The sequence below is a fragment of the Duganella sp. Root1480D1 genome (assembly GCF_001427305.1).
Taxonomy (GTDB): Bacteria; Pseudomonadota; Gammaproteobacteria; order Burkholderiales; family Burkholderiaceae_D; genus Rugamonas.
Genome location: NZ_LMFZ01000003.1, coordinates 168,206 through 180,010 on the forward strand (window position 1 = coordinate 168,206; position 11,805 = coordinate 180,010).

The window sequence follows — 11,805 nt, forward strand, 5'->3', positions numbered from 1 at the left end:
TGTGGAGAGGTTTGTTGGCCGGATTGCTGGTCATAGGCGCCGTGCAGGCGGCCGATAAAAAGACCTTCTCCATAGGCGTTGAGGATTACAAGAACTGGCTGCCGTATTCCGAGGTGAGGAATGGCGTGTACGGTGGCCTGGGCCGGGACATCCTCGACGCCTTCGCCCGGCAGATGGGCTATACCTTCACCTACGAATACTACCCGCTGAAGCGGCGTGATCGCCTGTTCGTCGACGGGCAGGTCGACCTGTCCTTTCCGGACAACCCGAACTGGGTGGTGGAAATGAAAAAGGAGCTGAAAATCAGCTACGCTCCGGTACTGGAATTTACCGATGGCGTGCTGGTACGGCCCGAGAACATGGGCAAAGGCGTGGGCCGCCTGAAAACCCTTGGCATCCCGCTTGGCTTCACGCCTTATCCTTACCAGCAGCTGATGTCGGCCGGCTCGCTGCGCATCGAGGAAACTGCCGACTACGATGCCCTGTACGAAAAGCTGATCATGCGGCGCGTCGACGGCGCCTATATGAACACGCGTATCGCCCGCCATTACTGGACCAAGATCCGCAAGCTGCCGCAGGTGCCGGTGTCCTACGATCCGGACCTGCCGCATGCCTCCGGCCAGTGGTACCTGTCGTCGCACAAATATCCGAAGGTGGTGGAGGAATTCCGGCGCTTCATGCAGACCAATAAGGCGGAAGTGGAGGAGCTGAAGAAAAAGTACAACTTCGTCTCCTCCGACGACCAGTAACTACGCGGATTTCAGGCCCAGTACCTCGATCGGCTCGATGCTGGGCGGGTTGGCGAACAGCTCGGGCGCCTGCGCCATCAGGGCTTGTGCGATCGGACCGTTCAGGTGGCCCTGGCGCGCCTCCTCGGTTTCGAAGGCGTCGAACACGCCGAACACGCGCTCGGACAGGCGCAGGGCGAACCAGTACTTGGTGCCCGGTTCCTGCCTGGCCAGCGCCAGGCCGGTGTGGAGGAAGTCGGCAACGGCGGATTCCTTGCCCGGCTTGGCTTCGAAACGGGCGAACAGTGCGTACTTGATCATGATTATCTCCTGGTTGGATTGATCGCGAAACTGCGATGGAGCTACTTTACCGGCGCCACGCCAGCGGTTAAATTGGCGAGATTGACATCTTTGGTATCGATCGCGCCATGAATATCACCGTGCTCGCGCTGGACAGCGTGTTCGACACCGGGCTTTCGGCCGTGCTGGACGCCTTCACCACGGCCAATGAACTGGCGCCCATGCTGGAAGCGCCGCAGCCCGCGTTCAACGTGACGCTGGCCGCCATTCGCCCCACGGTACGCAGCGCGCAGGGCATGCAATTGCCGGTAGTACCGTTGGCGTCGGCGCCTGCGCCGGATCTGCTGATCCTGCCCGCGATCGGCCATAAGATGCCGGTGCCGTTGGAGGCCGCGCTGGCATCGGCTGAAGTAGCGGAGGCCGGCGCCGTGCTGCGCGACATGGCCGGGCAGGGCGTGCGCATCGCGGCCGCCTGCATCGGCACCTTCGTACTGGCGGAAAGCGGGTTGCTGGATGGGGAGGAGGCGACGACGACCTGGTGGCTGACGCCCATGTTCCGCCAGCGCTATCCCCTGGTGCGGCTGGATGCGCAGCGCATGGTGGTGGCTTCGGGGCAGTTCATTACGGCCGGAGCGGCGCTCAGCCACCTCGACATGTCGCTGGCCCTGATCAGGCAGGCCAGCCCGGAACTGGCGGCAATGGTGGCGCGCTACCTGGTGGTGGATTCACGGCCGGCGCAGTCGGCCTATGTGATTTCAGATCACCTGGCCCATGCCGACCCGTTGGTGGCGGGCTTTGACCGCTGGGTGAGGCAACACCTGGCCGAAGGATTCCAGTTGGAGGCGGCGGCAGCGGCCTTGGCCACCAGCAAGCGCACGCTGGCGCGGCGCTTGCAGGAGGTGCTGGGCAAGACGCCCGTAAATTATGTGCAGGATTTGCGCATCGAACGCGCAGTCCACCTGCTCAAGACCAGCGACCAGAACGTCGACCGCATCGCCGAGCAGGTGGGGTATCGCGACGGCGTGACTTTGCGCACGCTATTGCGGCGCAAGCTTGGCAAGGGCTTGCGCGACATTCGGGTTACTGCACGTTCAGCGTAACGTCATCCACGATGAAGGAAGTGGCGACGGTGGAGCCCTCCACGCCCTCGAAGTAGACACGCACGGTCTGGCCCTTGTACGCGCTCATGTCGAAGGTACGCTGCACATAGCTGGAACCCTTGTTCAGGTTCGAGTAGGTGGCCAGCGTTGCCAGCACGGTGCCGCTGCTGTTGCGCACCTGGACTTTCAGCGTGTCGTAAGCCTGGGTCGCGGTGGTTTCGTCGGAAGTGATCTTCAGCCAGAAGCCCAGGGTGGCGCTGGTGGCGGTCGATGGAATGCTCACTTGCTGGTACAGCGTATCGGTATGGGCGCTGCCGTAGCCGTTCATCCATGCTTTCCAGGTGCCGGCATGGGCCGAGACGGACGAATCGCTGGTAATCACGCCGCTGCTTGCGCTCCAGCTCGTGCTGCCGGATTCGAAGCCGCTGTTCAGCAGCAGCTGCTGCGAGGTGGTGGTGTTGTTGACGCTGAAGTTGACGCCGGAAGACAGCGCGCTGTTGCCGGCGGCGTCGAAGGCCTTGGCGGTCAGCACGTGGCTGCCATTGGTCACGCCGGTGGAGTTGAAGCCATACGACCAGGGCGATGCGGTATCGGTGCCTTTCAGCGCGCCGTCCACGTAGAACTCGACCTTGGTCACGCCTACGTTGTCCGTCGCAGTGGCATTGAAGGTGATGGTGCCGCTGCTGCCGCTGCTCGAAGCGCTGACGGCAGGCGCCACGGTGTCGCCGCCGGTGGAAGCTTGCTGCGTCACCCAGACCGGCGCCGACCACAGGATGTTGCCGTCGTCCTGAGTGACCTTGGCGTAGTAGAAGTGGGCGCCGTCGGTTGGGGTGATCGTGGTGTTCGCGCTGGAGGCGAGCAGGGTAACGGTGCCGTTGCGGCCTGGGACGCCTTCATAGAATTCCGAGGTCGACACCGTCTTGCCGGAGCTGCTGGTGAAGTTGGCCACCAGGTTCAGCGTGCCGCTGTTGGTGAAGCGTTCGCCCATCACATGGCCGTTGGCGGTCAGCACCAGTTGCGAGGTCTTGTCCATGGTTGCGAAGACGCGGCGGGCGCGGACCGCGTCCATGAAGCTGGCCGTGGTCAGCGCGGTGCCGTTCGGGATCAACACGCCGGTACGGTTGGTGTACGAGGCACCCCAGTTGGCGCAATGGTTGTCCTGGTCGGTGCTGAAGGCAACGTGGTAGCCGGCTTCCAGCGCTTTCTTGCAGGCGCCTTCATAGTTGCTGCGGCTCGTTTCGGTTTCGGTGGTATTGACCGAGAATGCCGAAGTGTTCATCACCTCGCACAGCGCCATCGCTTCGTCGCCGTCGGCGGTGTAGCCCAGGGCCACGCCGTTGACCAGGAACTGGCCGCTGCTCGACGGGTGGTTGAACTGACCCAGCCAGCCGCGCTGGCGCATCAGGGTGTACAGGCCGGCGTAGTCGTTCTTGGCGGTGTAGGTGTCGGCGATCAACTGGCCGGAGCTGTTGCTCTCCCAACCCAGCAATTCGTTCGAGTTCAGGATGTTCATGTGGCCGCCGTTATTGATGACGCCCCATTCCATGCCGTAAATCGCCAGGAAGTTCGGGTTGGCGCTGTTGAAGCTGGCCGCTTCCGACAGGCCGGACTGGTACAGCGCCTTGGCGGTGGCCGGGTTGGCGGAAGTGTTGGTGGAATCCGAGCCGTCATACATGTGGTTATGCTCGGAGGCCATCAGGAAATCCAGGCCTTTGTTCTTGGCGTAGTTGAAGGCATCGGTCGGGCCGTAGGCTGCCGATTGCGGATTCTGTGCGCCGGTGCAGCTTGCCAGGTCGCCACCGCCGTCGCTGTGGTTGGTCTGGCTGTGCATGTTGCCGAAATAGACGGTGTACGGCAGCGACGACGGCGCGGCTGCGATGGACATCAGGCTTGGCGTAGCGGACGCCTTGGCCTGTGGCTGCTGGCCGATGGCGATATCCCATTCCTGGTCGTGAATTTCGCCGTCGTGGGAAGCAATGCGGCGCAATACTGCGTCGGCGCCGGAGGCCAGGCTGCGCTGCGACTCTTCGGAGATGGCGCGCAGGCGTGCCTTGTAGATGCCGTTCTGCAGCGCGTTGCGGCGGTTACGTCCGGCCCATTCAACGTTGACGGTGACAGGCTTGTCTTGCAGGCGCTCGACGCCGGTCCAGCGTTCAACCACGCTGCCGTTCGGTGCCACCACTTCCAGCAACCAGCTTACCGACTGGGCGTTCTGGGCGTAAGGATAGCTGAATTCGAGTTTGAAGCTGCGCGCTTCATTGGTGCCGGCGACAGCGCGGTAAGGCGCATGCAGCGTGGCTTCGAACTCGTGGTGGTCGGCGGTGGAGGCTTGTGCGGTGCCGATGGCTGCCAGGGCGGCGGCCATTGCTAGTTTGCGAAATGCGAAAGTCATGGTATTCCCCGTGCTGTGATAATGCGCGAGAATATGCGGCAGCACGGGAGCGGCGACAAATACGGAAAAGCTTTGCGATTAAGACGAAGGCTTTATATACCGGTTTGAATTGTCCCACTTTGAACAGATCGCGTGATTTGTCCAGATTTGAAAGAGTTATGTGACGGGGGCGTCATAAATCTCTTGGCAACATGTGGCGTTTTTGCCTCAGGTTTACTGGGGCCGGAACACCAATACCGGCACCGGCGAGTTGAGCAGCACGCGATGGGTCTCGCTCCCCAGCAGCATGCCTTTCACGCCTTTGTAGCCGTGGGTCGCCATGGCGATCAGGTCGCAGCCGTAATCGATGGCCGTGGCGACGATGGTTTCGTAGGGCTGGTCGGAGCGGCGTTGCACGACGTCGCAGGGTACCTTGTAATCGCTGGCGACCTTGGCCACTTCATCGAGCACCGATGCCGAATGGACTTCGCTGTCTTTCAGGTAGACGCCGCGCGTGTCTTCCAGCATGTCGGGGTGATAGGTGAAGATGTGGAATTCCGGGATCACGTGCAGTGCCGTGACGCGCGCCCCGGCTTCCTGCGCGAACCTGATGGCCGAATGCAGCGCGGCGCCGGACGCAGGGGAACCGTCGGTCGGGAAGAGGATGTGCTTGAACATGGCTTGCTCCACAGTGGATTGATGCTTCAAGTCTGCGCATCGGCACTGTTGGCGGCCATGACCTGGGTCAAGTTTCATTTTTGTAGGATTACTACATATTTGTCGACAAGCCAGTGCTAGAATGTTTGGATGTCAACCTTAATTGAACATGGACATTTCCTGCGCCGGCGCCAACTGCTGGGCGGTGCGCTGGCACTGCCGGCAGTGGGGCTGGGCGCCGCCTTGCTGCCATCGCCGGCACAGGCGGCGGACCCGCTGGTCGTTGGCGGCCTGCCGGTGACCTGCAACCTGACCTTGCCGATCGCCTGCAGCGCCCGCGGCGGTGCGTTCGAGTTCAGCAAGTACAGCGGCTGGCCCGAGATCAAGGAGTCGCTGATGACGGGCCGCATCCAGGCGGCCTACATGCTGGCGCCGCTGGTGATGGACCTGGCCGACAAGAAGATACCGCTCAAGGTGGTCTCGCTGGGGCACCGCTCAGGCGCCGTGATCATGGTGCGCACCGATTCCGCGTATAAGCGTTTTGCCGACTTGCGCGGCAAGCGCATCGCGATCCCGAGCCGTTTTGCGGTGGACTTCCTGTTCCTGCGCAAGATGCTGGCGCGCGAAAACATGTCGCCGAAGGACGTGCAGATCATTGAAATGGCCCCGCCCGACATGCCGGCCGCGCTGTATGCCAATGCAGTGGATGCCTATTGCACCGGCGAGCCTTTTGGCGCTGCCGCGCAGAAGGCCGGCTATGCCCGTCCGCTGTCGATGACGCGCGATGAATGGCGCAACTACATCTGCTGCGTGCTGACCGTGCGCGAAGAGCTGATCAAGTCCAACCGTCCGTTGGTGCAGGACCTGGTGAACCATGTGCAGGCTGCCGGCAACTGGCTTGATGCCACGCCGGCCAACCGGGCCAAGGCCGCCAAAATTGCCTCCACACGGAAATTCTTCAACCAGGACCCGAAAGTGATCCAGTTCGTGATGGATAACCCGGCTGACCGCGTCACTTACGGCGACCTGCGCATGATCCGCGCGGAATTCGACGAGCTGATGAAGCTCTCGATCGAGGCGGGCACGTTGAAGCGCCCGGTGGCCTTCGAAACCTATGTCGACGAGAGCTTCGTCAAGTCCATCAAGCCGGTGAGCATCGCCTTATGAGCCGTTCGCATGTTTTCGCGTTGCTGCTTATGGCCGCCGCCACCGCGCAGGCGGCCGACAAGCTGAAGTCCGGCACCTTCGACCCGCCGCGCATGGCGCCCCAGATCACGCAGAAGACGGCCGGCGGCCAGGAGTTCGCGCTCGACAAATACCGCGGCAAGGTAGTGGTGCTGGAATTCGGCTATACGAGCTGCGCCGACGTTTGCCCGGTGTCGCTGGCGCTGCTGAAGCAGGCCCGCGAACGCCTCGGGACGATGGGCGACAAGCTGCAGGTGGTATTTGTTACCGTCGATCCGCAGCGCGATACTGCGCCGAAGCTGAAGGCCTACCTCGAACAGTTCGACAAAAGCTTCATCGGCCTGACCGGCACCGAAGAACAGATGGCCTCTATCCGCAAGGCTTACGGCATCTCCGCCACGAAGAAAATGGTCGAAGGCAGCAAGACCGAATATACGATGGGCCATTCGTCCTACCTGTACTTCATTGACCCGCAAGGCAGGCTGCGCGCGTTGATGCCGTTCGGCCGCCCGGCTGACGACATCGTGCACGACGTGACCTTGCTGGCCAAGGGGCAATGAAGCGCCTGCCGGCTGTCATCGCATTGCTGCTTGCAGCCGCTGGTGCCGGCGCGCTGGCTTGGGCTGCGTATGCGCCGATCAAAGCTGCTTCGCATGACGCGCTGTTCGAAATCCCGAAAGGTACCTGGGAACGCCGGATGGCAGGGCAGAAGGCCGAGATCCTGCCCGACACCATTACCCTCGTGCTGGGCGTCAACGACGTGCTCCTGCTGCGCAACAGCGACAACGTGCCCCAGGTTTTTGGTCCCGTGCTGATCATGCCGGGCCAGGACTTCCACCTGCCGTTCGAGCAGGCGGGTGAACATCCCTTCGCCTGCACCGCCCACGCCAGCGGCCAGATGACGGTCGTGGTCAAGCCCACGCCGTTGCCTGGCTGGCAGCGCTTGCAATGGCGCCTTCAATCCCTGTTATCCAAAGCCCCATGGAGAGACTGAACAAGTTTTGGCCGCCGCTGGCGGTGCTGTTGGCGATTGTCGCCATCTGGTGGTACGCGGTAGTGGCCACCGAAAGCCTGATTTTCCCGACGCCGGGGCAAGTGGTCACCGGCACAATGGAACTGGTGGAGGACGGCAGCCTGTGGGAGCATATCGGCGCCTCGCTGATGCGGGTGGGGATGGGTTTCTCGCTGGCGATCCTGGTGGCGGTGCCGATGGGACTGTGGATGGGACGCGTCGACGGCGCCTTCCGCACCCTGAATCCGGTGTTCCAGATCCTGCGCCCGATTTCGCCGATTGCCTGGATTCCCGTGGCGATCTTGTGGTTCGGGGTCGGCAATGCTTCACCGGTGTTCCTGATTTTTATTGCTGCCGTATTCCCGATGATTGTGCAGACGGCGGCAGGCGTGCACACCATCGAGAAGCGCTACCTGCGCGCGGCGGAAAATTTCGGCGTTTCGCGCTCCAGGCTGTTTCGCCAGGTGATTGTGCCGGCCGTGCTGCCCGAGATTATCGTCGGCATGCGCATTTCGCTCGGCGTAGCCTGGCTGGTGGTGGTGGCAGCGGAAATGATCGCCCTGCGCTCCGGGCTCGGTTACCTGATCATCGATTCTCGCAACGCGGGCAACCGTTATGACTTGGTTATCGCGGGCATGATCATCATCGGACTGATCGGGCTGGCGCTGGACGGCATCATGCGCCTGCTGGAAAAACTCAAAGTCGTAAGGTGGCGCTATGGACGCTAAGATTTCCGTCAACCAGATCAAGAAGAATTTCAATGCGCTGCCGGTGGTCGATGGCGTCGATTTTTCCGTTGCCGAGGGCGAGTTCGTGGCGATTGTCGGGCCATCGGGTTGCGGCAAGTCGACGCTGATGAAAATCGTGGCGGGTTTCGAGCATCCCGACGCAGGCTCGGTTGTGATCGATGGCAAGCCGATGACCAGGCCCAGCCCGAAGGGAATCGTGATTTCGCAGCACGGCTCCGTATTCCCATGGCTGACGGTGCAGCAGAACCTGATGTTCGGCCTCAATGGCGATAAGCATGGCGACAAGGCCGCCCTGGCCGATCACTATGCCGAGATGGTAGGGCTGAAGGGCTTCGAGAACGCCTATCCGCACGAACTGTCAGGCGGCATGCTGAAGCGCGCCGAAATCGCCCGCGCGCTGGTGGTGAAGCCGGAAATCCTCTACATGGACGAGCCGTTCTCCGCGCTGGACGCGCTGATGAACCTCAAGATGCGCAATGAACTGCTGCGGGTCTTGTCCGAAGAGCGCCACACAGTGCTGCTGATCACGCACGATGTGGAGGAGGCGATCTACCTTGCCGACCGCATCCTCGTGCTGTCGCCGCGGCCGACCCGCATCCAGGCCAGCTTCAAGGTCGAACACCCGCATCCGCGCAAGCTGTCGACTCCGGAACTTCAGCAACTGAAAGAAGAAATCCTTTCGCAACTAGGGTTGTGAGAAACCCGTAACAGTACCTTGAAACCTATGATTAAACTTTTGGGGAAACCAACTTCCATCAATGTTCGCAAAGTACTGTGGACGCTTTCCGAAATCGGCTTGCCTTATGAGCGTGAAGACTGGGGCGATGGCTACCGCGCCACAAACGTGCCCGAATTCACTGCCCTGAATCCCAATGCCATGGTGCCGGTACTGATCGACGGCGACTTCGTACTGTGGGAATCGAACAGCATTTGCCGCTACCTGTGCGGTAAGGCAGGGCGCCTCGACCTGCTGCCGGTTGACCCGCAAGCCCGTGCCCGTGTCGAGCAATGGATGGATTGGCAGGCGACGGAATTGAACCCCTCCTGGCGCTATGCCTTCATGGCGCTGGTGCGCAAGAGTCCAGCGTTTACCGATCCCGCACAGATCGCTGCCAGCGCCGCGGCATGGAACCGCAACGTCGGCATACTCGACCAGCACCTTGCGGCAGGCGGCCCGTTCGCGGCCGGCGAGCAGTTCACGCTAGCCGACATCCTCCTCGGCCTGTCCCTGAATCGCTGGCTGATGACACCAATCGACCGTCCCGGCTACCCGGCCGTCACCGATTACATCGAACGCCTGCTCGAACGTCCCGCTTACCGCGAGTTCGGCCGAAACGGAATTCCTTGATGGCCTATGCGGGAAAGCCAGACGCGCTGTGCGGCGGCAGTCAGATTTCGCAATAGTCTTTAATGTGCGATCGAGCCAGTTCCTGTGCGCTGGTCACTGTGGCCGCATCAACTGCGGCCGAGTCTGGCAACCAATTGAAGTAAGCGGGGCCTTGGAAGAGCAGCAGGCCATCCTTGAAGCGGCGTGCCTTGGTAAAGGTCGCCCATCCAATCTTTACTTCGCTGTCCCGGCCCACAATGTGTACGCCATTGTCGGACATCGATAGCGCAATGTCGTCGTTGTGAAATGGCGACTTTCTGAATCGCCTGCGGCTCACCCACTTATCGATGGGCCAACCGGCGAGCAGCATTCCGAGAATGCCGCCTGTAATGCCGGCAAGCGTTCCATAGCCCCGCCAAATGACAAATGCAAGAAACGCACTAAAGAGAAGGGCCAGCAGCCATTTCAACCCAATAAAAGGCCGCCGCCACCAGACCTGCTGCCGATAGCGAAGAAGCGAGGTAATCAAGTGGTCTTCCGAAAAGCAGAAATTGAAGCTGGATTGCATGTGAGTCAGCCTTCCTTGAGTAACAGGCGGTATTCGCTCGGTGTCACGCCGACGGTAGCGCGAAACTGGCGGGTGAAGGCGCTGTGGTCGGCGTAGCCGCAGGCCTGGGCAATGTCCGACACGCTGGAGTCGCCGGCCAGCATGCGCGAGGCGGCTTCAAGGCGCGTTTTGATGATCATCTGTCGCGGCGTGAGGTGGAAGATGCGCTCGAAGTAGCGCTCGATCTGCGCTACCGACATATTGGCCGTGCGTGCCAGTTGTGGCAAGGTCAGGGTTTCGCCGTACTTGTCGTGGATCAGGCGAACCGCATCGGCGACCTTGTGATAGGCGGGATTCTTGTGGTCGGCCATCGCCAGGTCGCGTGACACGCCGGCCAGGCCAACGATCGCGCCGTGGCCATCGCGCAAGGGCCGCTTTTGCGTCAGGCACCAGCCCGGATCGCGGTTGGGATAGAGGTGCAGCTCGAGCTGGTCTTCGATCTGCGCGCCTTCATCGAGCACTGATTGGTCCTGGGCCTGGAAGCGCTGTCCGAGCGGCGCGGCAAACACCTCGTTGGCGGTCTTGCCCAGCAGGCCGGATTTGTCCTTCATCCCGCAGCGCCGGGCCAGGGTCTGGTTCACCACCACATAGCGTCCCGCGCGGTCCTTGACGAAAAACACCACGTCGGGCAGCGCGTCAAACAAGGGCTCCGCGAAGAAAACATCGCCGATCCGGGCGCCAAGGTCGCTGCGCGCCGTGCTGTGTAAAAGATGTACTGACATGCCGTCCTCCCGGTGAGTTTGTCTATTTTTACACGATTGTGCAGATTTCGTCACCTTCGGCAGTCCGGCGATGCAAGACGGCGGCGCAGGGAAGGCATAAGATGGCAAGCATGAAAACCATAGCCATTATCGATTCCCACACCGGCGGCGAACCGACCCGCCTGGTGATAGACGGCGGTCCGGACCTGGGCACCGGTCCCCTTCATGAACGCCTGGCGCGCTTCCGCAGCGAGCATGACGGGTTCCGTTCCGGCGTAGTGTGCGAACCGCGCGGCTCGGACGTGCTGGTGGGCGCGCTGCTATGCGAGCCGCATGCGCCGAATTGTGCAGCAGGCGTCATCTTCTTCAACAATGTCGGCTACCTCGGCATGTGCGGCCACGGTACCATCGGACTGGTGGCGTCACTGGCTTTCATGGGCCGCCTGAGCGCCGGCGTGCACCGCATCGATACGCCGGTGGGCGTGGTGGAAGCGCAGTTGCATGACGATGGCAGCGTGACCGTGAACAATGTGCCGTCGTGGCGCAAGGCGACTGGCGTGCCGGTCGACGTGCCGGGTTATGGCGTGGTGCGCGGCGATATCGCCTGGGGCGGCAACTGGTTCTTCCTGGTGTCCGACCATGGCCGGCAACTCGAACTTGGCAATGTGCGCGAGTTGTCGGCCTACACCACCGCGATCAAGGATGCGCTGGAAGCACAGGGCATCAGCGGCGATAACGGCGCGTTGATCGATCATATCGAGCTGTTTGCCGATTCCCGCAGCGGCCTGGGCGACAGCCGGAACTTCGTGCTATGCCCTGGCAATGCCTACGATCGTTCGCCTTGCGGTACCGGCACCAGCGCCAAGCTGGCCTGCCTGGCTGCAGACGGCAAACTGGCTGAAGGTGAAGTCTGGCGTCAGGAAAGCATCGTCGGCAGCGTGTTCGAAGGTTCCTATCGCCGCGATGGCGAGCGTGTGCTGCCCAGCATTCGCGGCAAGGCCTGGGTGAACGCGACCTCGACCCTGGTGCTGGATCCGAACGATCCATTTGTCTGGGGAATTCGTTGAG

14 protein-coding genes are annotated in these 11,805 nt (G+C 61.8%); 9 read left to right on the forward strand and 5 right to left on the reverse strand.

Features of this window, described 5'->3' with window-relative positions:
* Positions 1 to 14: 14 nt before the first annotated feature.
* On the forward strand, positions 15 to 749 hold the full coding sequence (locus tag ASD58_RS05380) for an ABC transporter substrate-binding protein (protein WP_162252987.1): 735 nt from the start codon (positions 15 to 17) through the stop codon (positions 747 to 749).
* Here ASD58_RS05380 and ASD58_RS05385 read toward each other — a convergent pair whose 3' ends face one another.
* The gene (locus ASD58_RS05385; RefSeq protein ID WP_057260075.1) at positions 750 to 1,049 is read right to left on the reverse strand and encodes a putative quinol monooxygenase; all 300 of its coding nucleotides are present in this window, start codon (positions 1,047 to 1,049) and stop codon (positions 750 to 752) included.
* Positions 1,050 to 1,156: 107 nt separating this feature from the next.
* Here ASD58_RS05385 and ASD58_RS05390 point away from each other — a divergent pair, with 107 nt between their 5' ends.
* A complete protein-coding gene (locus ASD58_RS05390) occupies positions 1,157 to 2,128 on the forward strand; it encodes a GlxA family transcriptional regulator (RefSeq protein ID WP_057260076.1) in 972 nt (323 codons plus the stop codon).
* Here ASD58_RS05390 and ASD58_RS05395 read toward each other — a convergent pair.
* Both ASD58_RS05395 and ASD58_RS05400 read right to left on the reverse strand, forming a co-directional pair.
* Positions 2,109 to 4,520 carry a CehA/McbA family metallohydrolase gene (locus ASD58_RS05395; RefSeq protein WP_057260077.1) on the reverse strand — a complete coding sequence of 804 codons (2,412 nt, stop codon included), beginning with the start codon at positions 4,518 to 4,520 and terminating at the stop codon, positions 2,109 to 2,111. The genes ASD58_RS05390 and ASD58_RS05395 overlap by 20 nt on opposite strands.
* Before the next feature lie 213 nt (positions 4,521 to 4,733).
* Positions 4,734 to 5,177 carry a universal stress protein gene (locus ASD58_RS05400; RefSeq protein WP_057260078.1) on the reverse strand — a complete coding sequence of 148 codons (444 nt, stop codon included), beginning with the start codon at positions 5,175 to 5,177 and terminating at the stop codon, positions 4,734 to 4,736.
* A 129-nt stretch (positions 5,178 to 5,306) separates the two neighbouring features.
* Here ASD58_RS05400 and ASD58_RS05405 point away from each other — a divergent pair, with 129 nt between their 5' ends.
* From ASD58_RS05405 to ASD58_RS05430, 6 genes are read left to right on the forward strand one after another with little or no spacing between them, the layout of a single operon-like run.
* Positions 5,307 to 6,323: an ABC transporter substrate-binding protein gene (locus ASD58_RS05405; protein WP_057260079.1), complete on the forward strand. Its 1,017-nt coding sequence runs from the start codon at positions 5,307 to 5,309 to the stop codon at positions 6,321 to 6,323.
* A complete protein-coding gene (locus ASD58_RS05410) occupies positions 6,320 to 6,901 on the forward strand; it encodes an SCO family protein (protein ID WP_057260080.1) in 582 nt (193 codons plus the stop codon). Before ASD58_RS05405 ends, ASD58_RS05410 begins: the two co-directional genes overlap by 4 nt.
* Positions 6,898 to 7,335, forward strand: coding sequence for a hypothetical protein (locus ASD58_RS05415; RefSeq protein WP_057260081.1), 438 nt, complete (start codon positions 6,898 to 6,900; stop codon positions 7,333 to 7,335). Before ASD58_RS05410 ends, ASD58_RS05415 begins: the two co-directional genes overlap by 4 nt.
* Positions 7,323 to 8,081, forward strand: coding sequence for an ABC transporter permease (locus ASD58_RS05420; RefSeq protein ID WP_057260082.1), 759 nt, complete (start codon positions 7,323 to 7,325; stop codon positions 8,079 to 8,081). The genes ASD58_RS05415 and ASD58_RS05420 overlap by 13 nt, the downstream gene beginning before the upstream one ends.
* Positions 8,071 to 8,799 (forward strand): ABC transporter ATP-binding protein, encoded by a 729-nt coding sequence (locus tag ASD58_RS05425; protein ID WP_057260083.1) that lies wholly within the window; start codon positions 8,071 to 8,073, stop codon positions 8,797 to 8,799. Before ASD58_RS05420 ends, ASD58_RS05425 begins: the two co-directional genes overlap by 11 nt.
* Before the next feature lie 27 nt (positions 8,800 to 8,826).
* Positions 8,827 to 9,450: a glutathione S-transferase family protein gene (locus tag ASD58_RS05430; protein WP_057260084.1), complete on the forward strand. Its 624-nt coding sequence runs from the start codon at positions 8,827 to 8,829 to the stop codon at positions 9,448 to 9,450.
* 40 nt (positions 9,451 to 9,490) lie between these two features.
* On the opposite strand, the gene ASD58_RS05435 is transcribed toward ASD58_RS05430, so the two are convergent.
* Both ASD58_RS05435 and ASD58_RS05440 read right to left on the reverse strand, forming a co-directional pair.
* Positions 9,491 to 9,997, reverse strand: coding sequence for a YcxB family protein (locus ASD58_RS05435; RefSeq protein WP_057260085.1), 507 nt, complete (start codon positions 9,995 to 9,997; stop codon positions 9,491 to 9,493).
* A gap of 5 nt (positions 9,998 to 10,002) precedes the next feature.
* Positions 10,003 to 10,758: an AraC family transcriptional regulator gene (locus ASD58_RS05440; protein WP_057260086.1), complete on the reverse strand. Its 756-nt coding sequence runs from the start codon at positions 10,756 to 10,758 to the stop codon at positions 10,003 to 10,005.
* A 101-nt stretch (positions 10,759 to 10,859) separates the two neighbouring features.
* Here ASD58_RS05440 and ASD58_RS05445 point away from each other — a divergent pair, with 101 nt between their 5' ends.
* Positions 10,860 to 11,804, forward strand: a complete 945-nt coding sequence (locus ASD58_RS05445; RefSeq protein ID WP_200951570.1) for a 4-hydroxyproline epimerase — start codon at positions 10,860 to 10,862, stop codon at positions 11,802 to 11,804.
* Position 11,805: the final 1 nt, after the last annotated feature.

Coding starts and splice junctions, on each gene's coding strand:
- ASD58_RS05385 (WP_057260075.1), bottom strand. CDS start 1,049: ATGATCAAGTACGCACTGTTCGCCCGTTTCGAAGCCAAGCCGGGCAAG.
- ASD58_RS05390 (WP_057260076.1), top strand. CDS start 1,157: ATGAATATCACCGTGCTCGCGCTGGACAGCGTGTTCGACACCGGGCTT.
- ASD58_RS05395 (WP_057260077.1), bottom strand. CDS start 4,520: ATGACTTTCGCATTTCGCAAACTAGCAATGGCCGCCGCCCTGGCAGCC.
- ASD58_RS05400 (WP_057260078.1), bottom strand. CDS start 5,177: ATGTTCAAGCACATCCTCTTCCCGACCGACGGTTCCCCTGCGTCCGGC.
- ASD58_RS05405 (WP_057260079.1), top strand. CDS start 5,307: ATGTCAACCTTAATTGAACATGGACATTTCCTGCGCCGGCGCCAACTG.
- ASD58_RS05410 (WP_057260080.1), top strand. CDS start 6,320: ATGAGCCGTTCGCATGTTTTCGCGTTGCTGCTTATGGCCGCCGCCACC.
- ASD58_RS05415 (WP_057260081.1), top strand. CDS start 6,898: ATGAAGCGCCTGCCGGCTGTCATCGCATTGCTGCTTGCAGCCGCTGGT.
- ASD58_RS05420 (WP_057260082.1), top strand. CDS start 7,323: ATGGAGAGACTGAACAAGTTTTGGCCGCCGCTGGCGGTGCTGTTGGCG.
- ASD58_RS05425 (WP_057260083.1), top strand. CDS start 8,071: ATGGACGCTAAGATTTCCGTCAACCAGATCAAGAAGAATTTCAATGCG.
- ASD58_RS05430 (WP_057260084.1), top strand. CDS start 8,827: ATGATTAAACTTTTGGGGAAACCAACTTCCATCAATGTTCGCAAAGTA.
- ASD58_RS05435 (WP_057260085.1), bottom strand. CDS start 9,997: ATGCAATCCAGCTTCAATTTCTGCTTTTCGGAAGACCACTTGATTACC.
- ASD58_RS05440 (WP_057260086.1), bottom strand. CDS start 10,758: ATGTCAGTACATCTTTTACACAGCACGGCGCGCAGCGACCTTGGCGCC.
- ASD58_RS05445 (WP_200951570.1), top strand. CDS start 10,860: ATGGCAAGCATGAAAACCATAGCCATTATCGATTCCCACACCGGCGGC.